This window comes from Cupriavidus sp. 10L43_2, from assembly GCF_056395265.1.
Genome location: NZ_JBFTJE010000007.1, coordinates 173,031 through 199,092, shown reverse-complemented (window position 1 = coordinate 199,092; position 26,062 = coordinate 173,031). Strand labels below are relative to the sequence as shown.

The following is a 26,062-nucleotide window of genomic DNA, read 5'->3' as shown; positions in this document are numbered from 1 at the left end:
CCCTAATGTACTAAACGTATGCACCGCCAGACACGCATCGCAAAGGTCGCATATTTGGTACATCGCATCATCAGTTGCAGCCAGCGAGCCGGCATCGACCGGCAATAACAAAAAGCCATCCCACCCGACCCGCCCCGTTTCGAGGGCACCGGCGGCCGGATGGTCCATTGTCGTGAATGCAGGGGTAGATCCGATGGACCAAGCAAGCATGCACGGGGCAATCCGTGGGCTTTACGAAGGCATTCTGGACCCCGGCGCGTGGCACAAGAGCCTGTGCGCGCTGACCGATATGGCGGGTAGCGCACATGCGTCGATGATGGTGTGGGACACCGTGCGCGACCAGGTCACCGTGAACGAGATCGTCAATCCGGTGCCGGAACTGTTCACTGCGTACGAGAACGAGTACCAGGCCATCGATCCAGCCAAGATCTTCGCCCCCCGGCTGGTGCCCGGCGCCTGGTATATCGATGCACGCGACCTCGGCCCGCAGGCCATGGCGCGGCATCCGTTCTACTGCGACTTCTTCAACCGTTTCGACCTGCGCTCCTACGTGGCCTGCCTGGTGGAACGACAGCCCCACTACGAAGTGTATTTCTCGATGCAGCGCGCGTTGAGCCAGGACGCCTTCTCGGGCGAGGACACCCGCGCGCTCGACTGGGTGGTGCCGCATATGCGCAGCGCCATCGCCCTGCGCGAACGCACCATGGGGCTGTCCACGCTGGCGTCGGTGTCCGCGCGGCTGCTGGAGCGGCTCGCCTTCGCCGTGGCCGTCTACACGCCGGACCGCCACCTGCTGCTGGCCAATACCGCCGGCGAGCGCTGGGCGCGCCGGCTCGACCCCACTGGCAAGACCGGCGACTGGCGCCTCTCGCGCGGTTTTGCCGAGATGGTCCAGGCCGCCTGCCATCCCCACCAGCCGCAAGCCGCGCAGGCCGCGCGCGCCACCGACAAGACCGGCGCCATGGCCGAGGTGCTGGTCCTGCCCCTGCCGCCCTCCCACATCCTCGCCGCCTCCTGGCAGCAACCCGCCGCGCTGGTGGTGGTGCACGAGGCCGGCGCCCCATCCGTGCTGCTCGATACCGTGCTGCGCGACCTGTACGCGCTCACGCCGGCCGAGACGCGGCTGGCCACGCGGCTGGCCTGCGGCGAAGGACTACCCGAGGCGAGCCGACAGATGCGCATCCGCCACGAGACCGCGCGCACACAGCTCAAGTCCATCTTCCTGAAGACGGGCTGCGGCAGCCAGGCCCGCCTCACGCAGATGCTGACCCGGCTCGCCACCACGCTCGAGGGCGGCTAGCGCCCTCCCCTGCATCGCCCCTTGCCCCTGTCGCGCCCCCGCGGCAGGCATGCGAAGTCTTGACGCGCGCCCGCCTCACCGGAACCGGGCATACCTTCGCGCGCCACGCCGGACCCCAAGGCATGAACGACGGACAAATGCACGAGACCATTCGAAGTCTCTACCAAGGTGTTTTCGAAACGGGCGCCTGGCAGCGGAGCCTGGTCGCCCTGTGCGGCGCGAGCGGCAGTTCGCAGGCGTCGCTGATCGTACGCAACCGGGCGCTGGACCGCGTGGTGGTGACCCACGCCGTCGACTACAAGCCGGACGCCATGGAGGCCTACACCTCCCACTACTACCAGTTCGACCCGAGCCGGCCGTTCGCCGAGCGCCTTGGCGTGGGCGACTGGTATATCGACCATCGCGACGTGGGCGAGCAGGTCATGCGTGCCAGCCCGTTCTATGGCGAGTTCCTGCGCGACCTCAATATCGCGTCGGTCATGTCGTGCCTCATCGAGCGGCATCCCACCTACGAGATCTACCTGTCGCTGCAACGGCCGCTCGACGCCAATGTCTACGCGGAAGCGGATGCCCTGGCGCTGGACTGGGTGATTCCGCACCTGCGCGATGCCCTCGGCCTGCGCGAGCGCATGCAGGAGCTGGCCACGCGGGGGCGATTGTCGGAAGACATGCTGAACCGGCTGCCCTTCGAGGTGGTGGTGTTCGATCTGGCCGGCAAGCCGCTGTTCGCCAACCAGTCCGGCGAGCCGTGGGTGCGGCGCCTGATGCCGGCCGCCTTCTTCGGGCCGCGCGCCAGCGCGCCGACGGACAGCGCCTTCTGGCAGTTCTCGCGCCCGTTTCCCGAGGTGCTTCGCGCCGTGGCCGCGCCGGACACCCTGCAGGCCGCGCAGGCCATCCAGGCCGCCGGGCCGGATGGCCGCACCGCGCAGATCGTGACGCTGGCGCTGGCGCCGATGGCGCAGAGCCTGCCGGGCATGGAGACCCATACCGTGCTGGCCGCCATCCACGAACGCTATGGCACGCCGCGCGCCATGCCGGCCATCCTGCGCGACCTCTTCGGCCTCACGCCGGCGGAAACGCGGCTGGCCGCGCTGCTGACGCAGGGCGTTGGCCTGCCGGACGCGTGCGCGCAGCTCGGCATCAAGCGCGAAACCAGCCGCACGCAGGTCAAGTCGATCTTCAACAAGACCCGCACCAGCACGCAGGCGCAGCTGGCGCATCTGCTGACCCGGCTCAGCACGATGCTGACCGAGCCATCGCGCTATTAGTTAACAGTGGGGATCAGAAGGCTCAGGTGAGCAGCCGCAGCGCGGTGTACACCGCCATGCCGACCACGATCATCCCGACCATGCGGCGCGTGAACAGGTAGAACACCGTGGCGGCGATGCCGGCCATCAGCTTGGCGTTCATCGGCGAGATCGTGAAATGGCCCTGCCAGGTCATGAATTCCGGCACGATGATGGCCGCCAGCGCCGCCGCCGGGGCATAGCGCAGCGCGCGCTGGAGCCGGTCCGGCACGCTCACGCGCTCGCCGGCCATCAGGAACAGCGCCCGCGTGAGCACCGTCACCACGGCCATGCCGACGATGGCGATCCAGGTTTCGACGTGGCTCATGCCCGGTCTCCGGTCTGGGGTTCCGGCTGCGACTCGGATATCGCGCGGGCCCCGGCCTCGGCCTTGGCCTTGTCCTTCCGCGCGCGAATGCCGCGCAGCGTGGCGCGCGCGGCCAATTCGTCGCTGGCCATGCCGGCCGCCAGCGCGCCCACCACGGCCACCACCAGCGCCAGCCGGTACGGCAGGTCGAAGCACAGCAGCGCCAGCACGGCGGACACCACCACGGCCATCAGCGTGGAGCGCGAGTTGATCGTGGCGATCATCACCGGAATCAGCGCCATCACGCCGGCCAGCCCGAGGCCCCAGGCGTCCGGGAACACGCTGGCCAGCAGGATGCCGAGCAGCGACGAGACCTGCCAGGTGGCGCAGTTGACCAGCGCCATCCCCCAGAAATAGCCCTCCTTGCCCGGCGCGTAGCCCGGCTCGACGTACTTCTGCATGAAATAGACGAAGTGGAGGTCGCCGTTGAAGAAGCCCAGCACGGTGCGCCGGCCCAGCGGCAGGTAGCTGAAGTGCGGCTGGAGCGCCGCGCTGAAAATGACGAAGCGCAGGTTGACCACGGCGGCGGTCAGCCAGATGGTCCAGATCGGCAGGCCGGCCGCGAACAGCGGCAGTACGGCCAGCTGGGCGGAGCCGGCGTAGACCAGCAGCGACATGCCGATGGCCTCGGGCACGGTCAGCGCCGACTTGCTCATGGCCACCCCGGTGACCAGCCCCCACGAGAACACCGCGGGCAGGGAAGGCGCGAAATAGCGTGCGCCGTCGAGAAAACCGTTGCGCTCCACCTCGGCAAATCGATGCCAGAGGCGCAACCACACCGGGGACGACTGTCGGGGTGTCATAGCAGAGGGCGAGAAGGGTACGGCCAGCGCGGGGAGCGGGGCCGTCGGGGGCACCGCCGGCATCGCGCCGGCGGCAAAGCAGACATTATAGGCGCGTGCCCGCAGCAGGTAAGCGGTGGCTTAAAAGTGCACGGACCGAGTGTTGTTTCGTGGAGAATCGGGGCCCCGGCGCCCTCCTTCCTCACCCAGCCGCTATGCCGGGCGGCTCGTGGGCGCCAGCGGCGCGGCTTCGGCGGCAGGCGCGTTGGTCGGATCCATAGCCGGGTCCGTCTCGTCATCCCCGCCGCCGGCCTGTCCCAGATCGATGCCTGACGTCTCCGGCAGCAACGCCGCCGAGACCATCACCACCGCGTAGCCCACCCCGGCCACCATGGCGATGGCCAGCGCCAGCGAGGTCCGCCCGCTGTTGAGCCAGCCCACGGCGAGCGGAAAGAACGAGCCGATCACCCGGCCGAGGTTGTACGACACGCCATACCCCGTGGCGCGCACGGCACTTGGGTACGACTCCGAGATCGTCGCGCCAATCCCCGAGAACACGCCCTGCATCAGCACCCCGAGCGGGAAGCCGAGGAACAGCATCGACGTATTGCTGACCGGAATCACCATATAGATCATCGCCATGACGAAAGCGCCGGCGGCGAACGCCATATAGGTCACGCGGCGGCCCCAGCGGTCCGTGGCGTAGGCGCCGGCCACGTAGCCGACCAGCGAACCGAGGATGGTCACCGCCAGGTAGGAGCTGGTGCCGAACACGGACAGCCCCCGCTCGGTCTTCAGGAAGGTGGGCAGCCAGGTGGCGATGGCGTAGTAGGCGCCCAGCATGCCGCCCGACAGCAGGCTGCACAGCACGGTCTTGCGCAGCAGCGGCGCGCGGAACACGCGCGCGAGATCGGCCCCCGGCGAGACCTTGCCGCGTGCGGCCCGGCTCTTGAGGAAGACTTCCGGCTCCTGCAGGTTGCGGCGCAGGTAGATCACCACCAGCGCCGGCAGGATGCCGAGGAAGAAGCAGACGCGCCACGCCGTTTCCGGCTCGAACAGGTTGAACGTGATGGCGTAGGCGATGGCCGCCCCGCCCCAGCCGAACGAATAGCTGCTGGCGGTGAAGCCCGAGTACTTGCCGCGATGGGCCGGATTGCGGATCAGCTCGGTCACCAGCACCATGCACAGCGACGATTCGCCGCCGAAGCCCAGCCCCTGGAGCATGCGGAACACCAGCAACTGCTCGGGCGAATTCGCCATGCCGCAGAGGAAGCACGACACCGCGAACACGATGATGGTCCAGCGCAGCACGCGCACGCGGCCGAAGCGGTCCGCCAGCAGCCCGGCGCCCACCGCGCCAACCAGCGACGAGACCAGCGTCCAGGTGACGATGGCGCCCGCCATCGACTTGCTCATGCCCCACTGCGCCAGCAGCGTGGAGATGAGGAAGGAATAGATCATGAAGTCGAACACATCGACCGCATGACCGAGAAACGCGCCGTAGAACCCCTTGCGCTCGGCGCGCGACAGCTCCTTGAACCAGTCCATCATGATGGTTTCCTCCCAGTCTTCCGTTGTTATCGATCGATGCCGGCCGATGCCAGCCCGCGCGGCGGTTGGTAGCCGTAGCCGGCGGCCTCCAGCAATTGGGCGAAGCGCAGCGAGGTGAGATCGCCCCAGCGCCGCGCCACGATCTGCACGCCGCACGGCAGGCCGTCCCCCGCCGGGCCGATCGGCGCCACCGTGGACGGCAACCCGCACAGCCCCGAATGGCCGGCCCAGAACAGTTGCGTGGTCAGCGGCATCGGCTGGCCGTTCACCGGCAGCGTGCGCTGCCACGGCTCGCCGGCTTCGTCGAGCGGGAACGCGGTGGTGGCGGCGGCCGGGCACAGCAGCACGTCGTAATCGGCGAAGAAGCGGCGCCAGCTTTCGGCAAAACGGTCGCGCGCGGCCTGCAGGCGGAGCCAGTCGCGATGGGTCAGCGTGGCGCCGGTGAACTGCAGCGTGGCGTAGTCGTCACCCGCATCGGGCTGGGTGCGGGCCAGCGCGTCGGCGAAGGCGGCGTCATCCATATAGACGGCGGTCGTGGCGCGCAGCAGCAGCACATAGGTGCGCCACAGCGCGGCGGCGTCGAAGTCCGGGCGCACGTGCCAGTCCACCTTGGCGCCCTGCCCGGCCAGCCAGTGGCCGAGCGCCTCGATGGGCTGGCTGACGGTGGCATCGACATCGGCCAGCGGATGCGTCGGCAGCACCGCCACGCGGAAGTCGGCCAGACGCTGGTGCGGGCAGACCGGCAGGTCCAGCCGCCAGGCGGGCGCGAGGTCCACGTCCGAGCCGGCGATGGCGCGCAGCACCATTTCGAGGTCGCGCGCGCTGCGGGCGACCGGGCCGGCCACGTTGATGTCCTGCTCGGCAAACCCGGCCGGCGCGTTGCCGTGGCCGCGCAGCGGCACCAGCCCGTGACTGCTCTTGTGCGAGAACACGCCGCAGTAGTGCGCCGGGTTGCGCAACGACGAGCCGATATCGGAGCCCACATCGAAAAAGCTCATGCCGGCGCAGACCGCCGCCGCGCTGCCGCCCGAGGAACCGCCGGGCGTGCGCGTCGGATCGTGCGGATTGCGCGTGGTGCCGTAGATCGCGTTGTAGCTCTGCCAGTCGCGCAGGCCCAGCGGCACATTGGTCTTGCCGAGCAGGATCGCGCCCTGCGCGCGCAGGCGCTGCACCACCACGGCGTCGCGCTCGGCACGATGATCGGCGCGCGCCGGGCTGCCGCAGGTGGTGGGCCAGCCGGCCACGTCGAACGATTCCTTGATCGAGAACGGCACGCCGTCCAGCGGCCCGAGCGCCGCGCCGGCCTGCCGGCGGCGGTCGCTCTCACGGGCTGCGGTGTGCGCGGCATCGAAGTCTGGCAGGACAAGGGCGTTGATCGTCGCATGATGGGCGACCCACGCGGCGTGGCAGGACGCGACCAGCGCCTGCGCGGTGGTCTCGCCACGGGCAAGCCGGTCGGCAGCTACCCAGATCGGCAAAAAGCAGTCGTCCAGCCGGCCAGGGTCGGCCGGTGGCAGGTCAGGCAGGGTCACGTGCGCTCCGTGTGTTGTCTTGGGCCGGCGCGTGGGCGCGGCGGCCTGAGGGGGCTTATCGATACGGCGGCGGATACAGCAATCGGTATACTATATTCACAAATCCAAAATTCACAAGGCAGTATTTGTGCCAAGGTGATTTGCACCGCAACAAGGCAGGATGCGGCTTTTCGGGGGATGGGCGCATGCGGGCGCGTGTGCGCTGCACCATCATCGGGAGCGCTTTGGTATACCGTTTGGTGCGAGAGGAGATTAGCGCCGCAGCAGGCCGACCAGTTCGTCGATGTCGGGCAAGGCGGCGGCGCGGCCCGTGGCTTCGCCATCGGTGGCGTCGAGCACGCCGTCCGCCAGGGCGCGCTTGCCTTGGTGGAGGTCCACGATCCGTTCCTCGATGGTCCCGGCGGTAATCAGCCGGTAGACCGTGACCGGCCGCTGCTGGCCGATGCGGTGCGCGCGGCCCATCGCCTGATCCTCGGCGGCGGGATTCCACCAGGGGTCGGCAATCACGATGTAGTCGGCCGCCGTCAGGTTCAGGCCGAAGCCGCCGGCCTTCAGGCTGATCAGGAAGACATCGCCCGCCCCACCCTGGAACGCGGCCACGCGGCGCGTGCGTTCGCCGGCCAGCGTGGCGCCGTCCAGGTACTGGTAGGCCAGTCCCGCCTCATCCAGCGCGCGCCGCATCAACTGGAGGAAATCGACGAACTGGCTGAACACCAGCGTCTTGTGGCCGTTGGCGGCCAGCGTGGCGGCCAGTTCGGCGAAGGCGCGCACCTTGGCGCCCGGCGCGGCCACCTCGGGCGTGGCCAGACGCGGGTCGCACGCGGCGCGGCGCATGCGCATCAGTTGGGCCAGCACGTGGATGCGGGCGTCGGGTTCGGCCGGCGCTGCCGGCTGTGCCTTGCGGCCCTTCCTGGCGGGCGGCCGTAGCAGCGCGCCCTCGGCCTCGGACAGCGCCTGACGGCGCAGGGCCTCGTAGTGGGCGGCCTCAGCCGGCTCGGGCTCCACGCGGATCACGAGTTCGGTGCGCGGCGGCAGTTCGTCCAGCACCTGCGCCTTGGTCCGCCGCAGCACGAACGGCGCGATCATGCGCCGCAGCCGCACGCGCGGCTCCCGCGCGCCATTGCGCTCGATCGGGTTGGCGAAGTGTTCGTTGAAGCGGACCAGCGACCCGAGCAGCCCCGGGTTGCAGAACCGCATCACGGCCCAGAGTTCGGACAGCCGGTTCTCGATCGGCGTGCCGGAAAGCGCCACGCGGCAGTCGGCGGCCAGCGCAAACATGGCCTGCGCGCGGCGCGAGGACGGATTCTTGATCGATTGCGCCTCGTCGGCGATCACCGTGTGCCAGCGCCGCGCGCCGAAATCCTTGCGCGCCTGCTGGAGCAGTTGGTACGAGACGATCACGAGGTCATGGGCGCCGGCCTGCTCGACGATGGCCACGCGGTCCCCCTCGGCATAGAGATGGACGTTGAGCGTGGGGGCGAAGCGGCGCGCCTCGGCGGCCCAGTTGCCGCACACCGAGGTCGGCGCCACGACCAGCGCCGCGCCGTCGGCAGCACGCGCCAGCAGCAGCGCGAGCGACTGGAGCGTCTTGCCCAGCCCCATGTCATCGGCCAGACAGGCGCCGAAACCGGCCTCGGCCAGCGCCATCATCCAGCGGTAGCCTTCTTCCTGATAAGGACGCAGTTCGGTCGCCAGCGTGGCGGGCACGGCGGCGTCCGCCTCCCGCGCGGCCCGCAGCCGGCGCACGCGGGTGCGGAAGTGCGCATCCGGGTCCACGCCGGCGCCGGCCAGCACGTCGTCCAGCCAGGGCGCGGCCACCAGCGGCACGCGGATGCCATCGCGCATGGCATCCCCCACCCCGGCGAGGTCGCGCAGGCGGGCGCGCAACTGCCCGGTCAGCGCCACGTAGACGCCCTGCCCCATCGGCATGAACCGCCCGGCGTGGCCGTGCGCCCAGGCCACCAGCTTCTCGAGCGACATCACCAGCCCCTCGGCCACGCGCAGATGGCCGACGAGCTTGAACCACTCGCTGCCGGTTTCCACGCTGACGGCCAGTTGCGGGAGGTCGGCCGGCAGCAGGCGGATCTCGCGGCCACGCGGCCATTCGAGGTCGATCACGCCGGCAAGGCCGGGCAGCATCTCCACGGCGGTCAGGGCGTCTTCGGGATCGTCCAGCGTCCAGGTGTATTCGCCGCCGGGCGGCGAGGATTCGACCAGGAACGGCAGCGCGGCGAAGACTTCGGCCACGTGGGCCAGCTCGGCGTCCAGGTCGCGCTCGGTGGCCATCGCTTCGCCGGCGACGGTCGCCATCAGCTGCGCGCGGCCCGCGCCGGGCGCCAGCCGGGGCCCCATCGGGCCCAGCGGCGTGACCACCAGCCGCAGGCCGATGCCGCGCCCCACCGGCGCCACTTCGGCGCGCAGGCGGGTTTCCGGCTCGCGCAGGCGGGCTTCGCCCGAACTGTCGGCATGGATCTGGAAATGGCCGGCCAGCGCGCGCAGCGTGGTGTCCAGCCGGGCGTGGGCGTCGGCGGGCACGGCCAGCCCATCGGCAATCAGGCGGGCGGCCTGCTGCTGTGCGGCGGAGAAGCGGATCACGCGGAGGCGGCGTGGGCCGTCCTGGAGCACCGTGATCTGGCGCAGCGCCTCGGCTTCCTCACGCGCGGCAGGGGGCAGCAAGTCTTCCATGGCGGGCGCGGGACGCAGCGGGGGGGCGATGCGGAGCACGTAGCGGTCGCCGCCGTTGCCAACCTCCCGGACCGCTTCCAGCGTGGGCGCGGCCTCGGTGACCTCCATCGGCACAGTCGGCGCGTGGGACAGCACCACCCCGGGGTGCCCGACCAGCGCCATCACGGCGGCGGCGCGGTCCAGCACATGGCGGCGGTTGCGCGAGCGGTCGCGGCGGATGGCCCGGGCCACGCGGGCGTCCCACGGCGCCAGGGTGTCGTCCTCGGCTACCCGCGCCAGCGGGATCGGCCGGGGCTTGCCCCAGCCGCGCGGGCCGTAGGCCTGCTCCAGCGGCTCCACCAGTCCCGGCACCCCATCGGCATCGACGGTCAGCGCCCACAACAGGCGGCGCCGGCCGCCCTCGACAGGGGCTTCCGCGCCGGCCAGCGCGGCCAGTTCGCCCAGCGCTTCCTGCCAGCGGTGATCGTCGTCGGGGGTGGTGGGGAGCGCGGACAAGGGCAAAAGGGGTAAAAAGAGAGGCCGGGAGGATCGGAACGGCGATTGTAGTCCCCCCGCCCGGCCGCGTTGGCACATCAGGGCGCGCGGCTTACAATGGCGGCCTTGTGACATTTCTGGTGCAGAGGGAGACAACCATGTCGATGGCGGATCGCGACGGCAAGATCTGGATGGACGGCAAGCTGATTGAGTGGCGCGATGCCAAGATTCACGTCCTGACGCACACCCTGCACTACGGCATGGGCGTATTCGAGGGCGTGCGCGCCTACAAGACGCCGGCCGGCACCGCGATTTTCCGCCTCAAGGAGCACACGCGCCGCCTGTTCAACTCGGCCAAGATCTTCCAGATGGCCATGCCGTTCGACGAAGCGACGCTCGAGGCCGCCCAGCGCGAGGTGGTGCGGGCCAACAATCTCGAGTCGTGCTACATCCGCCCGCTGGTCTGGATCGGCTCCGAGAAGCTCGGCGTGTCCGCCAAGGGCAACACCATCCACGTGGCCATCGCCGCCTGGCCGTGGGGCGCCTATCTGGGCGAAGAGGGGCTGGAGCGCGGCATCCGCGTCAAGACCTCGTCGTTCACGCGCCACCATGTGAATGTGTCGCTGGTGCGCGCCAAGGCGAGCGGCTACTACATCAACTCGATCCTGGCCAACCAGGAGGCCACCGGCCTCGGCTACGACGAGGCGCTGCTGCTCGACACCGACGGCTACGTGAGCGAGGGCTCGGGCGAGAACGTGTTCATCGTGCGCAATGGCGTGATCTACACCCCGGACCTGGCCTCGTGCCTGGACGGCATCACCCGTGACGCCACGCTGACCATTGCCCGCGACCTCGGCATCGAGGTGCGCGAAAAGCGCATCACGCGCGACGAAATGTACTGCGCCGACGAAGCGTTCTTCACCGGCACCGCCGCCGAAGTCACGCCGATCCGCGAACTGGACGACCGCGTCATCGGCGAAGGCCGTCGCGGCCCGGTTACCCAGCGCATCCAGGAAGCGTTCTTTGCCGCCGTGGGCGGCACGGACGAGAAGTACAAGAAGTGGCTGACGCTGGTCTGAGCACCGGCGCCATCCCGATCATTTAAAACAAGCCAGTCACCCTGCAAGCCAAACGCAACACCATGACGCAAACCGCATCCGTCGTCGAAATCGGCGCTGAAGACATGCCCCTCCACTGCCCCACGGGGAACACCCCGACGTGGAACTACCATCCCCGCGTGTTCCTGGACGTGGCCGACACCGGCGAGGTGAAATGCCCGTACTGCGGCACCGTGTACAAGCTCAAGCCGGGCACCGTGCTGAAGGGCCACCACTGAGATCGCGTCCGAGGCACGCGGCCCACGCCGCGCGCCGCCGCACCCCCCTCCCGCCCCGGGCCGCGTTGCGCCCCGGGGCGTTGGCATGTCCGGGCCACGCATCACCCACAATATGAAAAAAGCCCTCGTCATCGCCCCAAACTGGATCGGCGACGCGCTGATGGCGCAGCCGCTGTTCGCGCTGCTCAAGGCGCGCCATCCCCGCATGGTCATCGACGCCCTCGCCCCGAAATGGGTGGCGCCGGTGCTCGCACGCATGCCCGAGATCGGCACCGTGTTCCCGAGCGATCTCGCGCACGGCAAGCTGCAGCTCTCGGCCCGGCTGATGTTCGCGCAGCAGCTCAAGCATGAGGGCTACGACGTGGCCTATGTGCTGCCGAATTCACTCAAATCGTCGCTGATTCCGTTCCTGGCCGGCATTCCGCTGCGCATCGGCTATCGCGGCGAGGCGCGCTTCGGCATGCTCAACGTGCGCCACGCCAATCCGCCGCGCGACAAGCGCCCGCCGATGGTGGAGCACTACGCACGGCTGGCCCTCAAGCCCGGCGGGCGCCTGCCCGAGCACATCCCCGATCCGCAGCTGCGCGTGAAGCCCGAGCGCATGGCCGCCACGGCCGAGCGCTTCGGCATCGCGCCGCAGACCCGGGTGATCGCCTTCTGCCCCGGCGCGGAGTTCGGCCCGGCCAAGCGCTGGCCGGCCGCGCACTTCGCCGAACTGGCGCAGATGCTGCGCCGCTCGTTCCCGTATGCGCAGATCATCACGCTCGGCTCGGCCAAGGATGCCGAGATCGCGGCGGAGATCGTCGCCGGAGCGCCGTTCGTGCGCAACCTGTGCGGCCAGACCTCGCTGGACGACGCGGTGGACTTGCTCGCCCTGTCCGAAGCCGCCGTCTGCAACGACTCCGGCCTGATGCACGTGACCGCCGCACTGAACCGGCCCCAGGTGGCCGTTTTCGGCTCCAGCGACCCGCGCCACACGCCCCCGCTGTCACAGGCTGCGAGTATCATGTGGCTGCAACTCGAGTGCAGCCCCTGCTTCAAACGCGAGTGCCCGCTGGGCCACCTGCGCTGCCTGAAGGACATCGAACCCGAAATGGTGTTCGTCGAGTTGCGCAAGCTCCTGCATCGACCCTGACCACGCCAACATGCCCCGTTTCGCCCGACTGTTCGATTCCGCCGAAGACATCGTCGATGCCTTCCGCGAAGCCATGAAACTGCGCGATGCCGATGGCGCGCTGCGCCTCTGGCTGGACGAGGATTCGGTCACGTGCGTGATGCCCGACGGCCAGCGCCTGATCGGCCACGACCATCTGCGCCAGGCCTTCATGCTGCTGCTGGAGGAACAGCCGGTGCTGATCGACGCCATCGAGACCAGCAGCCATGCCTCGCTCGGCGTGTCGATCTTCGACGTGACCGAGGCGCTGCGCTTTGGCGCGGACCGCGTGGAAGCGGACCTCTACGTGCACACCACCTACGTGCTGATGCAGAACCACGAGGGCTGGCGCCTGGCCCACATCCACTGCAGCCCGGCCAACGCGGTGCAGGTAGCCGCCGTGGCCGCCGCCCCGGGCCAGGCGCTGCACTGACCACTTCGACGTGATGGGCCTGAAGCTGGGCGCCCCCTTCGGCGAGACCTTCCACACGCCGTGGTGGCTGCGCGGCGGCCATGCCCAGACCATCCTCGCGGCCCGCTTCACGCGGCACCGGCGCGTCACGTTCCGGCGCGAACGCTGGGACACCCCCGATGGCGACTTCATCGACGTCGACTGGACCACGCACCCGGTAGCGCCGGGCGCCCCGCTGGTGGTGATGTTCCACGGCCTCGAGGGCGACTCGAACAGCCACTACGCCCAAACCCTGATGGACGCGCTGCGCGCACGCGGCTGGCAGGGCGCCATTCCACATTTCCGGGGCTGCTCGGGCGAGCTGAACCGCGCGCCGCGCTTTTATCATTCGGGCGATTCCGCCGAGATCCGCTGGGTGCTGGAGCGGCTGCGCCAACGGGTGCAGCCCGGACGGGCGGAAGGACAGCGCATGCTGGCAGTCGGCATCTCGCTCGGCGGCAATGCCCTGCTGCGCTATCTGGGCGAGGAAGGCCACGGCGCGCGCTTCCTCTCGGCGGCGGCGGCCATCTCGGCCCCGCTCGACCTCGCGGCCGGCGGCGCGGCGCTCTCCCAGGGCTTCAACCTGATCTATACCCGGATGTTCCTGCAGACGCTGAAGCGCAAGTCGCTGGCCAAGCTCGACCAGTTTCCGGGCCTGTTCGACCGCGCGACGATGCTGGCGAGCCGCGACCTCTACGCGTTCGACAACGTGGTCACCGCGCCGCTGCACGGCTTCCGCGATACCGACGACTACTGGATGCGCGCCGCCAGCAAGCCGGTGCTGGGCGAGGTCCGCATTCCCACGCTGGTGCTGAACGCGCGCAACGACCCCTTCCTGCCCGGCCAGCACCTGCCGAGCCAGGCCGAGGTCAGCCCCGACGTGCTGCTGGAGCAGCCCGCGCACGGCGGCCACGTCGGCTTCATGACGCCCCGCGCCGGCGTGCTGGGCCACCTGCCGCTATTCCCGGTGGCGGGCCATATCGAATGGCTGCCCACGCGCATCCTCGACTACTTCGACAGCGTGGGTGGAACGCGCCAGACGGCGTAGGAGACAACCATGGATGACATCGTCAAGCAGGCGATGGCCCGCTGGCCCAACGTGCCGAACGCGTACGGATGGCTGGCGCTGGACCGGCGCGGGCAATGGCGCCTGCGCAACGAGTTCGCCCAGGAGCACGGGCTGTCCGGCGACCCGATCCGCCACGAGGCGCTGATCCACTTCATCGAACGCAACTACACCCACGACGCGCGCGGCGCCTGGTTCTTCCAGAACGGACCGCAGCGGGTGTTCGTCTCGCTCGGCTACGCGCCGTGGATCGTGCGGATGCACGACGGCGCGCTGGCCACCACCACCGGGCGGCCGTTCAGCGTGACGGCCTGCCATGCCGACGAGCACGGCAACGTGGTGCTGGCGGGGACGGTGGAAGGTCTGGGGGATGGGGACGGAGATGGCGCGCCGGTGCAGGCCGCGCTGCTGCACGACCATGACCTCGATGCCTTCAGCAGCGCCTGCACCTGGCATGGCGAGGGGTGCGGTGCGGCGCTGGGGGTGTTCCATCACGCCGGGCGCGATTTCGACATCGAACCGATTGCCGAGGACGAGGTGCCGACGCGCTTCGGCTTCGTGCGAACACCTGCACCCGCGCCGGAAGCCGAAGCTGGCTGAGGCCAAGCCTCAGTTCGGCATGCCCTTGTTGTCCTGCTTCTCCTCGCGGAACTGAAGCTGCAGCTGGTGCAGCCGCGCATCGACCTCGGACAGCGAGTAGAAATCGCCATCATTGGCCTTGCGGGCGATCTGCAACTGCTCGATGGCCGCCTGGTAGGACCCGTCCATCGCGTACTTCTCGGCCAGCGCCTGATGCTGCTGCAGCCGCTTGCCCTGCGCCGCGTAGGCGCGTGCGAGCAATTCCCACCATTCGGCGCGCGCCGATTCCTCGCGCGTGCGGGCGCGCAGGAAGGTCACGGCGTCGTTGAGCTTGCCGGCGGCGACCAGTGAATCGGCATAGGTCAACGCCACGGCATGGGAGAGCGGGAACGCGCGCAGCGTGGTGGTGGCCTGCGCCAGCGCGTCCTGCGGACGGCCCTGGGCGCGCGCCAGCTCGATCGCCATGACATCCAGCATCGGACTGCCCGAGGTGGCGGATGGAATCGTGCCATAGAGCCGGCGCGCCTCGGCCAGCGCCCGGTCGGCATCCGCGTAGCGGCCCAGCCGCTGGTTGGCGAAGGCGATGCCGTAATAGATCGCCGGCTGCCGCACCGGCGAGGCGTTCGCCACTTGCGACTGGAACGTCTCCAGCACGTTGCGCTGGTCGTTGGGGGTGGTGGCCTGAATCACGCGCGCCCGCGCCCGGGCGAACTCGTACTCGGGCGTGTTGCCGACCTTGCGGGCGGTCACGTGGCGCACGCGGTCCTGCATGTCGGCGATCCGCTCGGAGGTCAGCGGGTGGGTGCGCACATAGGCCGGGATCGAGTTGTCCGAGATGCCGGTCACGCGCTGCAGCCGCGAGAAGAAATCGGGCATGCCCTGCGGGTCGAAGCCGGCAGCGGTCATGATCTGGAAGCCGACGCGGTCAGCCTCGCGCTCGGCCCCGCGCGAGAAGGACAGCTGGTTGGCCACGGCCGCGCCCTGCCCGCCCATCGCCAGCGCCGCCGCTGCATCGCCGCTCTTGGTGGCCGCCAGCCCGGCCAGCACCATCGACGCCAGCGCGATCCACATCGACTCATCCTGCTTGGTGATGCCGCGCGCGATATGGCGCTGCATCACGTGGCCGATTTCATGGCCGAGCACGGAGGCAAGTTCCGATTCGGTCTCGGACTGGACCAGCAGCCCGGTATGCACGCCGATATAGCCGCCCGGCAGCGCGAAGGCGTTGATCGAGCGGTCCCGCACGCCAAACAGTTCGAAGCCGGTGGCGAAGGTGCCCGCGCCATTCGAACCGGCCACGTTCTGGCGGCGCGCGGCCTGCACCAGCCGGTAGCCGAGCGCGTTCAGGTAATCGTTGAGCAGCGCGTCCGAGACATAGTCGGTATCGCGGCGGATATCCCGCATGATCCGGTCGCCCAGCCGCCGCTCCATGTCCGGCGACAGCGATGCCGTGGACGGGTCGCCGAGGTCCGGGAGCTGCAGGCTGCCGCCCTCCACCACCGGGTTATTGGTCCGCAATCCGAATTCGGATTTCTGACCCGCCCTGACACTGCGGTTGAGATTGTCGTAGACCTGATCGCTGGCGTCGGGCACCAGCTCCGTAGTGGGCGCCGGCTGCTGCGAGGACGGCGCCAGCCGCGCGGCGGGCACGGTCAAGCCCTGCGGCCAGGCCGGCGCGGCCATGGTCAGCACGAGGGCGGCGGCCACGGCACGGGCAAGTGACGCGCGCATGGCGGGGGCGGCCAAAGCAGCGGGAGCGGTGTCGGCGGCGCGCGCCGGAGCGGGCAGGCGGCGGCGCCAGGAGGTCTTGGGCATATTGCTATGATAGCGGCCTCCGCCGCGCGTTCCCAATCCGGCAGACCCCTTGCCCCGCGTTGTTTCTCCGGATTGCGACGGGCGCTATTTCATCCCTCGAATTCTGACGCCATGAGCCAACTCACCCACTTCGACGCCGCCGGACAAGCCCATATGGTCGATGTCGGCAACAAGGCCAGCACCCATCGCGTGGCGGTGGCCACCGGCACCATCACCATGCAGCCGGATACCTTCGCGCTGGTGCGCGACGGCACCGCCAAGAAGGGCGACGTGCTCGGCATCGCCCGGGTGGCCGCGATCATGGCGACCAAGCGCACCTCCGACCTGATCCCCCTCTGCCATCCCATCGGCCTGACCAAGGTGGCGGTCGATTTCGCGCTGGACGAACCGAGTTCCACCATCGCCTGCGTGGTACGCACCGAAACCCACGGCCAGACCGGGGTGGAGATGGAGGCGCTGACCGGCGTGCAGGTGGCCCTGCTGACCATCTATGACATGTGCAAGGCGGTGGACCGGGGGATGGTGATGGGCAACGTGAAGCTGCTGGAAAAGCATGGCGGGAAGTCGGGGGATTGGGTGGCGGGCTGATTTGTCGCCCCGTGTCTCCCGTTGTCCCCCGTTGTCCCGCCCGTAATAAAGGTAACGCCGCATTTCCAAGCCCCCCGCGCCGGCGCCACTTCCGGAAAATTGGTATTGAATTACCAGCAAGGCCCGGCGCCGCCCGTCCACGGATCGGGCGGGTCGAGCGTTGAGGGTTAGGTAACAGGTCACAACGCCGGAAACGCCGCTTTCGGGATGTCGCCGGCACGCATGCAGCACATTGGGTAGGGGTACACATCATGAACGGGCGCAAGCTTTGCCAGATCGCCCTGGCTTTCGCGGCGGTGGCCTCGGCCGCTGTCAGCACGTCGGCCATGGCCGGCGGCCACTACCACGGGGGGCGCGCGCGCGTCGGCGTGGGCGTCTACGTGGGACCGGGCTGGGGAGGATGGGGACCCGGCTGGGGTCCAGGCTGGGGGCCCGGTTGGGGACCCTATGCCTATGGCCCCTACTACGGGCCCGGCTACTATCCGCCCGCCGTCGTCGCGGTGCCGGCGCCGAATCCGCCGCAGTACATCGAACAGGGCGCGGATGGCAATCCAGTGCCCGCGCCATCGGCCAGCGGCGCGCCGAATGACTCGCCCAACGCCTGGTGGTACCACTGCGATTCGCCCGAGGGCTTCTACCCGTACGTCCGCGAGTGTCCCACCGGCTGGCAGCGGGTGCCGCCGACGCCGTCTTCGTCCACCACGCCGCAGGGCCGTGTTCCGGGAGCGACGTCATGAATCCGCGCATCCTTCCCCTGTTGCTGGCGGGCACGCTGGGCCTTGGCGCCTGCGCGGTCATGCCGTCCGGCCCGAGCGTGATGGCGCTGCCGGGCACCGGCAAGACCTTCGACCAATTCCGTGGGGATGACTACAACTGCCGCCAGTTCGCATTCGGTCAGGTGGGCGGCGTAAGCGCCCAGCAGGCATCGAACACGGCCGCCGTGGGCAGCGCGGCCATCGGCACGGCACTCGGCGCAGCGGCCGGGGCGGCCTTCGACGGCGGTTCGGGCGCGGCCATCGGCGCCGGCGTGGGCCTGCTCACTGGCGCCGCCGTGGGGGCCGGGAACTCGTATAACGCGGGATATGGCTCGCAACGGCAGTACGACGCCGCCTACGTCCAGTGCATGTACGCCAGCGGCAACCGCGTGCCGGTCTACGGGCAGATGGTGTCCACGCCGCGCGCCACCAGCTACGCGGCGCCGCCGTCGAACTACCAGCCCTACTATCCTCCGCCCCCGCCGCCCGGTTACGTGCGCTGACGGCTTCGGCCCTGGCTGGGTTTCGGCTCAGCCGTGGCCCTGCCGGGCGCGTACGCGCACCCAGGCGCAGAAGTCGCGCGGACGGTGCGCGTCGGCCATTTCCTCACAGGCGTTGTCCAGCGTGTTGAACTGCGCGGCTTCGTCGCCCTGATAGTAATAGCGCAGGCGATCCATCCACAGCCGCGCGCGCTCCGGCTGGCCGGTCAGCGCCAGCAGCCACGCGGTGCGGCCGATCAGGTTCGGGGTGGGCAGCAGGTGCAGCGCGTCGAGGTGCGCGGGTAGCAATTCAACGGCATTCTGGGCGGTGATGACAGTCCGCTCGACGGCTTCCGAGGCGGCGTGCTGGCGGAACCAGTGGCGCGGCATCGGCAGGCCATCGCGCCGTTCATCGCTCGCATACTCGCGCGCCTCCACGCGACGGTAGTCCTGCCAGAGCGTGGTCAGGATGATGGCCGAGAGCGCGACGAAGGCGATGCCGATGCCCATCGCCGCCGGCTTGGGGAGGCGCAGTTTGCCGAAGCCGGACGGCTCCAGCCATCCCAGCAGGAAGCAGAACGGCAGGAAGAAGTAGAGGTAATGGAGCGGGTATTCGAGCATCGAATGCGCGCCGACCATCGCCAGCCAGAGCAGGATCACCACGGTCTGCGGCCGCTCCGCCGACGCCGCGCGCCACAGGCGGTGACGCACCACGCGCCACAGCCACGCCAGCAGCAGCACCCCGACGCCCGCCGTCCCCATCAAGCCGGTCTTTGCCAGCAGATCGAGCACGGCGTTGTGGGCGTGCAGGGACATCTCGGCCGTCACGCGCAGTTGCGACATCTGCTGGAACTGCGCCCAGCCGAACTCCCCGTAACCCACGCCGAGCAGCGGATGCGATCGGAACATGGCGATGGCATGCGCCCACAGCGCGCCGCGTGCCGAGACCTGATCGCCGGCCTTCAGTTGCGCGACGGTATCGAACAATCGCCAATCGAATGCCTGCCCGGCGCTCTTGATGACCGGCTGCAGCACCACGATGCCGACGACCAACAGCACGGCAGCGAGCACCAAACCGGGCGGGCGCGCCATCGGATTCGGCCCGCGCCGGGCGCCGCGCACCATGGCGGCGGCGATCAGGGCGTAGATGGCGGCCAGCCCAACGTGGACAAGACCGGTGCGCGAGCCGGTCAGCGCGATGCCCGACTCGAGCAGCAGCACGGCGGCCAGCCACGCCGCAAACCCGAGCCGCGCCCGCCGTGCCAGCCAGATCGCGGCAACGAGGCCAAAACCGTGGATCGTCGCCTGATGGTTGGGCTGGTTCAGGTTGCCCCACAGCCGGCGGTTGGTGTCGTAGAAATATTCCGAAACAAGGCCGAACATCTGGTCTTCCATATGGAAGACCTGGATCCACTGGGCCAACGTGCCGAGCAGCCCGGCGACGAGGAAGGTAATGGCGAGGGCATCGACAATCTCGGCCCGTTCCTCGGTGGAAAACCCCTGCCCGAGACGCCACGCGGCGACCATCATGGCCGCGCCGAGGGCGAGGACGATCTGGGTGGTGAAGCGGCTGCCCGTGATATCGGCCATGCCGGCGGCAGACTGGACGAGCGTCGTCAGAATCAGCCAGAGCGGCAGCAGGACGATCCAAGGGACTTGGGGGGTGTCCGCCGAGCGCCGAAAGGCCAGCAGGCAGACCAACGCAACACCGAGCACCCCGGCCGTCCATTCGCCATAGAAGGTGGCGAGCGGAAGCGTGTGCTTAGAGACCAGCAGCGGGAGGGTAAAGGCGGCGACAATCGCCGACCCCGGAAGCAAAGCCCTGGATGGCGGCATGCGGGCGCGAGGGGAAGGAAAGGCGCCATGATAGCGTGGCGGCTTGGGGAAGCAGGAAAAGAAAAAGCGCCCGAAGGCGCTTTTTCAGACATCAGCATCAGGCGAGGGAAAGGCTCGCTGAGTACTTGGAATTAGGTCGCGACGCCAATCGGGCAACCTGCCGGTGCGTACGAAGCCTTCCAGCCAGCGCCGGTGCCGGCCGTCACGTAGCAGCGCCACGTACCCGTATCCAGGCGTTGCCAGTTGACCGTTGCCCCGGCCACGGACGGGCTCGCATTATTGCCCAGCGTAGCGGTCCAAATGAAGGCGCCCGTGTTCACATTAGCGGGCACCCCCGGATTGGCGTAGAGATTGGACGAAACAAAACCAATGTCCTCCACGGCAGCAACCGCGGCGCCGTTGCTCAGACGGTCTTCGAATGCCGTCTTGTACGCGCCCATTTCGCTGACTGCACGTGCGACCTGTGTACGCGCCGTGTAATCCTGATACTGCGGAATCGCGATAGCAGCCAGGATACCGATGATCGCAACCACGATCATCAGTTCGATCAGCGTGAAACCCTTTTGGGCTTGGCGACCCAGTTTTTTGATTTGTTGTACCCGTTGCATAAGGATTGACCCCTCGATGAGATTTTCGTTACAGAAAGAAACATCTGCTTGCATGTGATGCATTACCCCTAAAGCAGGGAGCGTGCCAGGCCAGCAAATGCCGATAATCTCATGCGGGAGTGACAAAATTTGGCCGATCTACGATTCCAAGGGACGGCCAATCAACAAAATTTGTCACATTTTGTGTCTACGGGACTGCCAAAGTTTTGCACTTTGAGGCGGGCGGGACGGGCTATGCCTCTGGCGTGTACCCCCACCGATATCGACATGCCGTTGGACGCACATTTTCGCGCGCGTTCGAATAACAGTCCCAGGAGGCCGCACCGCCGCCAGAGTAGCCGTCGGACGGCTTGCCCGTCCCGCTCAACTCCAACTCCACGAACTTGCCCCGCAACAGCGGCGACGCATCCTCCCGGAAGTACGCCCGGAGAAAGCACCCGCCGCCGTCTGAGACCTGGCCCATGCGCTGGGCCACCACGCGCTCCACGTACTTTCCGTTTATGGTTTCAGCGGGCGGCAAAGCGGTATCGTTCTCCCCGGTGTTGTCAGGACATTGAGAGGACAAGACATAGGTCTCCAGCACCGAGACCTTCAACCCACCCAGCAGGTACAGCCCCTCGGCAAACTGGGCCCGCGCCACATAGGCGCGGTACTGCGGCATGGCGAGGCTGGCCAGGATGCCGATGATCGCCACCACGATCATCAGCTCGATCAGCGAAAAGCCCGCCCGCCGTGGAAGGCGCTTGCGGCGATCCATGGCGCACCGCCTCAGGCCGAGGTGGAACTCGATCCCCTCACGCTGCAGGACTTCGGCATCAGCTTGTGGTCCACGTTGGAGAAGCAATCCCAGGTGAACGAGCCCTCGGAGCCCTTCAGTTCCAACTCCACATGCTTGCCGGCCAGCGCCTGCGAGACGTCACTCCGGAACCGGGCCGTGATCACGCAACCGCCAGAGTCGCCCACCACGCCATTGGCCTTGGTTTCCACCGATGCCACATAGCGGCCATTGATCGTCGAACTCAGCGGCAGGCCGGAGTTATTGGCCGTCTTGTTGTCCGGGCACGACCCGGAGCTGACGTACGCCTCCACCAGCGACGTCTTCAGGCCCGACGCCAGCGTCAGCGCCTCGGCGAACTGGGCCCGCGCCACGTAGTCGCGGTACTGCGGAATGGCAAGGCTGGCCAGGATGCCGATGATCGCCACAACGATCATCAGTTCGATCAGCGTGAAGCCGGCGCGCATGGTCCGGCGCACAAGACGGCCAGACCGCCGTGGATAAGTGTTGGTGTGTTGCATAGGACCCCCTTTCTGGTTGTCGTCATCGACGCGATGACTGGGGTCGTATGCTGTGGCGGGCTGCGCGCCATGAATTTGATCGCGCGCAAGCCGCCGGACGTTGATTCACTCTGATGGAAATGCACCATAAATGGCGCATTTCGGCCCGATTTTTTCGATGCTGACCGAGGCTGGGAGCGGTCCCACCCCCGGTCAGCCGCCGTCATCAGATCAGGCCGGCGCCGCCGCAGCCGCCGCCACGTGGCTGCACGCCTTGGGCAGGTACTTCCGTTCAGCGCCCGATTCGCACTGCCACGCCACGGCACCCTGGTCCGCGCCGGTCATGCGCAGCGTCAGGGACTTGCCGACCAGCCCCTTGGCGATGCCAGCGTCCTTGAAGTTGGCGACGATGGTGCAGCCGCCCGCCGCCGTGGGCGTGCCGCCCGTGACCACGCTCTTGATGTACGTCCCGGCAATGCTGGTCGCCAGCGGAATCCCGTCCGCCGCCCCGCTGGCGTTGCTGGGGCAGGTGCCGCCGTACGAGAACGTTTCGATCACCGCCGGCTTCTGCCCCGACGCCAGGCTCAGTCCCTCGGCGAACTGCGAGCGCGCCACGTAGTCCTGATACTGTGGAATGGCGACCCCGGCGAGGATGCCGATGATCGCCACCACGATCATCAGTTCGATCAGCGTGAAGCCGCGATGGCGGCGTGCGGAAGGCTTACGTTGCATATTGACCCTTTTCATGGTGATGGTTGATGTCCGTGCCGCGCGGCGTTGCGCACCGGCACGGCACCCATGATCGGGAGGTCAGCCCCCTACTCCGATTGATCTCCGACAATTCCCACAGGCTTGTGGGAATTGCTTGGAAATCCACAGGAATTCGTGGCGCGGGCGCCCACAGCGCCCTGTTGTAGCGGCGCCACCAAAGAAAAACGGGCGGCCAGATCGGCCGCCCGTTTCAGGCATGACGAGACTGCAATGCAGAGGCGTCAGGCCACCTGCGCGCTCCGGCGCTTGAGCAGCTTGCCCACCAGCACCACCAGCACGGCCCCGACCAAGCCAAACACCAGATGGGCGTGCGGCACATGCACCTGGAACCACTCTGCATCCACGGGGTCGCTCACCAGCATCTCGCCGGCCAGGTAGCCCAGCAGCGCGGCGCCCAGCACGATGATGAGCGGGAAGCGCTCCATCACCTTCAGCAGGATGGTGCTGCCGAACACAATCAGCGGAATCGACAGGCCCAGGCCCAGCACCAGCAGCATCAGCTGGCTGCCTTCGGGGCCCTTCTGGGCGGCGGCGGCCACGGCCACCACGTTGTCCAGCGACATCACCAGGTCGGCAATCAGGATGGTGCGGATGGCTTGCCAGATGTTGTCCTTGGCGTCGTGGCCTTCCTCGCCGTCATCACCGGTCAGCAGTTGCACGCCGATGTAGACCAGCAGGATGGCGCCGACGATCTTCAGGTACGGCAGCGTCAGCAGCTTCACGGCGGCCACGGTCAGCACCACGCGCATGATGATGGCGGCGGCGCTGCCCCAGAAAATGGCTTTCTTCTGCTGGGCCGGCGGCAGATTGCGCGAGGCGAGCGCGATCACCACGGCGTTGTCGCCGGACAGCACGATATTGGTCAGGATGATGGATCCCAGCGCAATCCAAAATGCGCTGCTCGACAGCAATTCCACGGCAAGACTCCTCGAATTTCTAGGTTTATTCCACGTTCGCCGACCGCCCGGCAGGCGGCGCCACTGCGAACTTTTGGATGTCTGAACTTACAGACATGGAGATGTATCGCACGAACCTTACGATTCGGTTTCAACCTTCCGGCAGGCGGCTCGGGAAATACCCTAGGTCAGCGTCTCGCCAGAATGACATTGCCCCCGGGCGAGCGGGGGCAATGCGATGCAATCACCACACGCCAGGCGCCCGAATCGGCACGCCATGGCGCGGGAAGTGACGCATGATTTACAGCATCGCCTTCAGCAGGCGGGCCATCTCCGACGGGTTCTTGGTCACCGTGATACCGCAGGCTTCCATGATTTCCAGCTTGGCCTGGGCGGTGTCCGCACCACCCGAGATCAGCGCGCCGGCGTGGCCCATGCGCTTGCCCGGGGGCGCCGTCACACCAGCGATGAAGCCAACCACCGGCTTCTTCATGTTGTCCTTGATCCAGTGCGCGGCGTTGGCCTCGTCCGGGCCGCCGATCTCACCGATCATGACCACGGCGTCGGTGTCAGGATCGTCGTTGAACATCTTCATCACGTCGATGTGCTTCAGGCCGTTGATGGGGTCGCCACCAATGCCCACGGCCGACGACTGGCCCAGGCCCAGCGCGGTCAGCTGGCCCACGGCTTCGTACGTCAGCGTGCCCGAGCGCGACACCACGCCGATGCGGCCCTTGCGGTGGATGTGACCCGGCATGATGCCGATCTTGATCTCGTCCGGCGTGATCAGGCCCGGGCAGTTCGGACCCAGCAGCAGGGTCTTCTTGTTCTGCTTACGCATCTTGTCCTTGACTTCCATCATGTCGCGGACGGGAATGCCTTCGGTGATGCAGACCACGAGGTCCAGATCGGCGTCAACGGCTTCCCAGATGGCGGCGGCAGCGCCGGCGGGCGGCACGTAGATCACCGACACGGTCGCGCCGGTCGCCTGCTTGGCGTCCTTCACGCTCGCGTAGATGGGAATGCCCTCGAAATCCTCACCGGCCTTCTTCGGGTTCACGCCCGCCACATAGGCGTTCTTGCCGTTCGCGTAGTCGCGGCAGCCACGGGTGTGGAACTGGCCGGTCTTGCCGGTAATCCCCTGGGTGATGACCTTGGTATCTTTGTTAATCAGAATCGACATGCTGTAATCCTTTGCTTGGCGTCGCGCGGCGCGGGCAGGGCCTGCGCACCGCGCGCTTGCATTTGTTGGCGTATCGGCTTCGGCTTACTTGCCAGCGGCAGCGGCCACAACCTTCTGGGCGGCTTCTTCCATCGTGTCCGCCGAGATGATCGGCAGGCCCGACTCGGCCAGCATCTTCTTGCCCAGGTCTTCGTTGGTGCCCTTCATGCGGACGACCAGCGGCACGCCCAGCTGCACAGCCTTCGAAGCGGAGATCACGCCTTCGGCGATCACGTCGCAGCGCATGATGCCGCCGAAGATGTTGACCAGGATGGCCTCCACGTTCGGGTTGCTCAGCATCAGCTTGAAGGCTTCGGTCACCTTCTCGGTGGTGGCACCGCCGCCCACGTCCAGGAAGTTGGCCGGCTCGCCGCCGAACAGCTTGATGGTGTCCATGGTGGCCATGGCCAGGCCGGCGCCGTTCACCAGGCAGCCGATGTTGCCGTCCAGCGAGATGTAGGCCAGGTCGAACTTCGAGGCCTCGATTTCGTTGGCGTCTTCTTCGTCCAGGTCACGGTAGGCCACGATTTCCGGGTGACGGAACATCGCGTTGGAGTCGAAGTTGAACTTGGCGTCCAGAGCGATCACCTTGCCGTCGCCGGTCAGGATCAGCGGGTTGATTTCGGCCAGCGAAGCGTCGGTTTCCCAGAACGCCTTGTACAGGCCTTGCAGTGCCTGGCGCGCTTGCGGCACGCTGGCGTCCGGCACGCCGATCTTGCGGGCGATGTCGTCGGCTTCGGCGTCCTGCAGGCCCACGGCCGGGTCCACGATCAGCGTGTGGATCTTTTCCGGGCTGTGCGCGGCCACTTCCTCGATGTCCATGCCGCCTTCGCTGGAGGCCATCAGGGCCACCTTTTGCGAGACACGGTCCACCACCAGCGACACGTACAGTTCCTTCTTGATGTCAGCGCCTTCTTCGACCAGCAGGCGGTTGACCTTCTTGCCTTCCGGACCGGTCTGGTGCGTCACCAGTTGCATGCCCAGGATGTTGGTGGCGTAGGTCTTGACGTCCTCGATGCTCTTGGCCACCTTCACGCCGCCGCCCTTGCCGCGGCCGCCTGCGTGGATCTGTGCCTTGACGACCCACACCGGACCGCCGAGCTGCTCAGCCGCCTTCAGGGCTTCTTCAACCGAGAAAGCCGGGATGCCGCGCGGAACCGGCACATTGTATTTGCGCAGGATTTCCTTGCCTTGATACTCATGGATATTCATGCGTGTTTCCTTTCGGGTAGGCGTAAAGGGATGGGAAAAATGG

The 26,062-nt window shown here is 67.8% G+C and carries 25 protein-coding genes; 11 read left to right on the top strand and 14 right to left on the bottom strand.

The genetic code is table 11. The features are described from left to right. Window positions 1-193: 193 nt before the first annotated feature. Complete coding sequence (locus AC1DEL_RS13030; RefSeq protein WP_092292043.1) at window positions 194-1,300, top strand: helix-turn-helix transcriptional regulator; 1,107 nt, start codon at window positions 194-196, stop codon at window positions 1,298-1,300. A gap of 122 nt (window positions 1,301-1,422) precedes the next feature. Then, window positions 1,423-2,568, top strand: a complete 1,146-nt coding sequence (locus AC1DEL_RS13025; protein WP_477125828.1) for a helix-turn-helix transcriptional regulator — start codon at window positions 1,423-1,425, stop codon at window positions 2,566-2,568. A gap of 22 nt (window positions 2,569-2,590) precedes the next feature. On the opposite strand, the gene AC1DEL_RS13020 is transcribed toward AC1DEL_RS13025, so the two are convergent. The 5 genes from AC1DEL_RS13020 to AC1DEL_RS13000 form a co-directional block, all read right to left on the bottom strand. Then, entirely contained in the window at window positions 2,591-2,914 is a 324-nt protein-coding gene (locus AC1DEL_RS13020) for an AzlD domain-containing protein (RefSeq protein WP_092292039.1), read from the bottom strand. Then, window positions 2,911-3,756: an AzlC family ABC transporter permease gene (locus AC1DEL_RS13015; RefSeq protein ID WP_441591762.1), complete on the bottom strand. Its 846-nt coding sequence runs from the start codon at window positions 3,754-3,756 to the stop codon at window positions 2,911-2,913. Before AC1DEL_RS13015 ends, AC1DEL_RS13020 begins: the two co-directional genes overlap by 4 nt. 192 nt (window positions 3,757-3,948) lie before the next feature. Beyond that, complete coding sequence (locus AC1DEL_RS13010; protein ID WP_092292035.1) at window positions 3,949-5,286, bottom strand: MFS transporter; 1,338 nt, start codon at window positions 5,284-5,286, stop codon at window positions 3,949-3,951. Between the two features lie 26 nt (window positions 5,287-5,312). After that, on the bottom strand, window positions 5,313-6,818 hold the full coding sequence (locus tag AC1DEL_RS13005; RefSeq protein WP_477125827.1) for an amidase: 1,506 nt from the start codon (window positions 6,816-6,818) through the stop codon (window positions 5,313-5,315). A 252-nt stretch (window positions 6,819-7,070) separates the two neighbouring features. Then, window positions 7,071-9,998 (bottom strand): SNF2-related protein, encoded by a 2,928-nt coding sequence (locus AC1DEL_RS13000; RefSeq protein WP_477125826.1) that lies wholly within the window; start codon window positions 9,996-9,998, stop codon window positions 7,071-7,073. A 137-nt stretch (window positions 9,999-10,135) separates the two neighbouring features. Here AC1DEL_RS13000 and AC1DEL_RS12995 point away from each other — a divergent pair, with 137 nt between their 5' ends. The 6 genes from AC1DEL_RS12995 (at window position 10,136) to AC1DEL_RS12970 (ending at window position 14,583) form a co-directional block, all read left to right on the top strand. Next, on the top strand, window positions 10,136-11,056 hold the full coding sequence (locus tag AC1DEL_RS12995; protein WP_092292029.1) for a branched-chain amino acid transaminase: 921 nt from the start codon (window positions 10,136-10,138) through the stop codon (window positions 11,054-11,056). A gap of 62 nt (window positions 11,057-11,118) precedes the next feature. Beyond that, a complete protein-coding gene (locus tag AC1DEL_RS12990) occupies window positions 11,119-11,313 on the top strand; it encodes a zinc-finger domain-containing protein (protein WP_092292027.1) in 195 nt (64 codons plus the stop codon). A 112-nt stretch (window positions 11,314-11,425) separates the two neighbouring features. After that, on the top strand, window positions 11,426-12,448 hold the full coding sequence (gene waaF, locus AC1DEL_RS12985) for a lipopolysaccharide heptosyltransferase II (protein ID WP_092292025.1): 1,023 nt from the start codon (window positions 11,426-11,428) through the stop codon (window positions 12,446-12,448). A 10-nt stretch (window positions 12,449-12,458) separates the two neighbouring features. After that, the gene (locus AC1DEL_RS12980) at window positions 12,459-12,899 is read left to right on the top strand and encodes a YybH family protein (RefSeq protein ID WP_092292023.1); all 441 of its coding nucleotides are present in this window, start codon (window positions 12,459-12,461) and stop codon (window positions 12,897-12,899) included. A gap of 13 nt (window positions 12,900-12,912) precedes the next feature. Further along, on the top strand, window positions 12,913-13,965 hold the full coding sequence (locus tag AC1DEL_RS12975; RefSeq protein WP_441645022.1) for a YheT family hydrolase: 1,053 nt from the start codon (window positions 12,913-12,915) through the stop codon (window positions 13,963-13,965). A 9-nt stretch (window positions 13,966-13,974) separates the two neighbouring features. Next, the gene (locus AC1DEL_RS12970; protein WP_441591754.1) at window positions 13,975-14,583 is read left to right on the top strand and encodes a DUF2946 family protein; all 609 of its coding nucleotides are present in this window, start codon (window positions 13,975-13,977) and stop codon (window positions 14,581-14,583) included. Window positions 14,584-14,592: 9 nt separating this feature from the next. Here the strand turns inward: AC1DEL_RS12970 and AC1DEL_RS12965 are convergent, their stop codons facing one another. Further along, entirely contained in the window at window positions 14,593-16,377 is a 1,785-nt protein-coding gene (locus AC1DEL_RS12965) for a beta-barrel assembly-enhancing protease (RefSeq protein ID WP_477125825.1), read from the bottom strand. 111 nt (window positions 16,378-16,488) lie between these two features. Between AC1DEL_RS12965 and moaC the strand changes: the two genes are divergently transcribed. From moaC to AC1DEL_RS12950, 3 genes are all read left to right on the top strand, one after another. After that, window positions 16,489-16,965, top strand: a complete 477-nt coding sequence (gene moaC, locus AC1DEL_RS12960) for a cyclic pyranopterin monophosphate synthase MoaC (RefSeq protein ID WP_441591752.1) — start codon at window positions 16,489-16,491, stop codon at window positions 16,963-16,965. A gap of 251 nt (window positions 16,966-17,216) precedes the next feature. Further along, window positions 17,217-17,702 carry a hypothetical protein gene (locus AC1DEL_RS12955; RefSeq protein ID WP_092292013.1) on the top strand — a complete coding sequence of 162 codons (486 nt, stop codon included), beginning with the start codon at window positions 17,217-17,219 and terminating at the stop codon, window positions 17,700-17,702. Then, window positions 17,699-18,223: a hypothetical protein gene (locus tag AC1DEL_RS12950; protein WP_092292011.1), complete on the top strand. Its 525-nt coding sequence runs from the start codon at window positions 17,699-17,701 to the stop codon at window positions 18,221-18,223. Before AC1DEL_RS12955 ends, AC1DEL_RS12950 begins: the two co-directional genes overlap by 4 nt. Window positions 18,224-18,250: 27 nt before the next feature. Here AC1DEL_RS12950 and AC1DEL_RS12945 read toward each other — a convergent pair whose 3' ends face one another. The 8 genes from AC1DEL_RS12945 to sucC form a co-directional block, all read right to left on the bottom strand. Beyond that, the gene (locus AC1DEL_RS12945; protein ID WP_477125824.1) at window positions 18,251-20,035 is read right to left on the bottom strand and encodes a Wzy polymerase domain-containing protein; all 1,785 of its coding nucleotides are present in this window, start codon (window positions 20,033-20,035) and stop codon (window positions 18,251-18,253) included. A 131-nt stretch (window positions 20,036-20,166) separates the two neighbouring features. After that, entirely contained in the window at window positions 20,167-20,643 is a 477-nt protein-coding gene (locus tag AC1DEL_RS12940) for a pilin (RefSeq protein ID WP_477125845.1), read from the bottom strand. A 232-nt stretch (window positions 20,644-20,875) separates the two neighbouring features. Further along, window positions 20,876-21,400: a pilin gene (locus AC1DEL_RS12935; RefSeq protein WP_477125823.1), complete on the bottom strand. Its 525-nt coding sequence runs from the start codon at window positions 21,398-21,400 to the stop codon at window positions 20,876-20,878. A gap of 11 nt (window positions 21,401-21,411) precedes the next feature. Next, entirely contained in the window at window positions 21,412-21,939 is a 528-nt protein-coding gene (locus tag AC1DEL_RS12930; protein ID WP_441644813.1) for a pilin, read from the bottom strand. A gap of 210 nt (window positions 21,940-22,149) precedes the next feature. After that, a complete protein-coding gene (locus AC1DEL_RS12925; RefSeq protein WP_454756826.1) occupies window positions 22,150-22,650 on the bottom strand; it encodes a pilin in 501 nt (166 codons plus the stop codon). Window positions 22,651-22,910: 260 nt separating this feature from the next. Continuing rightward, a complete protein-coding gene (locus AC1DEL_RS12920) occupies window positions 22,911-23,606 on the bottom strand; it encodes a TerC family protein (protein ID WP_092292001.1) in 696 nt (231 codons plus the stop codon). Between the two features lie 280 nt (window positions 23,607-23,886). Then, entirely contained in the window at window positions 23,887-24,768 is an 882-nt protein-coding gene (gene sucD / locus AC1DEL_RS12915) for a succinate--CoA ligase subunit alpha (RefSeq protein WP_092291999.1), read from the bottom strand. An 84-nt stretch (window positions 24,769-24,852) separates the two neighbouring features. Further along, window positions 24,853-26,019: an ADP-forming succinate--CoA ligase subunit beta gene (gene sucC, locus AC1DEL_RS12910; protein WP_092291997.1), complete on the bottom strand. Its 1,167-nt coding sequence runs from the start codon at window positions 26,017-26,019 to the stop codon at window positions 24,853-24,855. Between the last annotated feature and the right edge of the window lie 43 nt (window positions 26,020-26,062).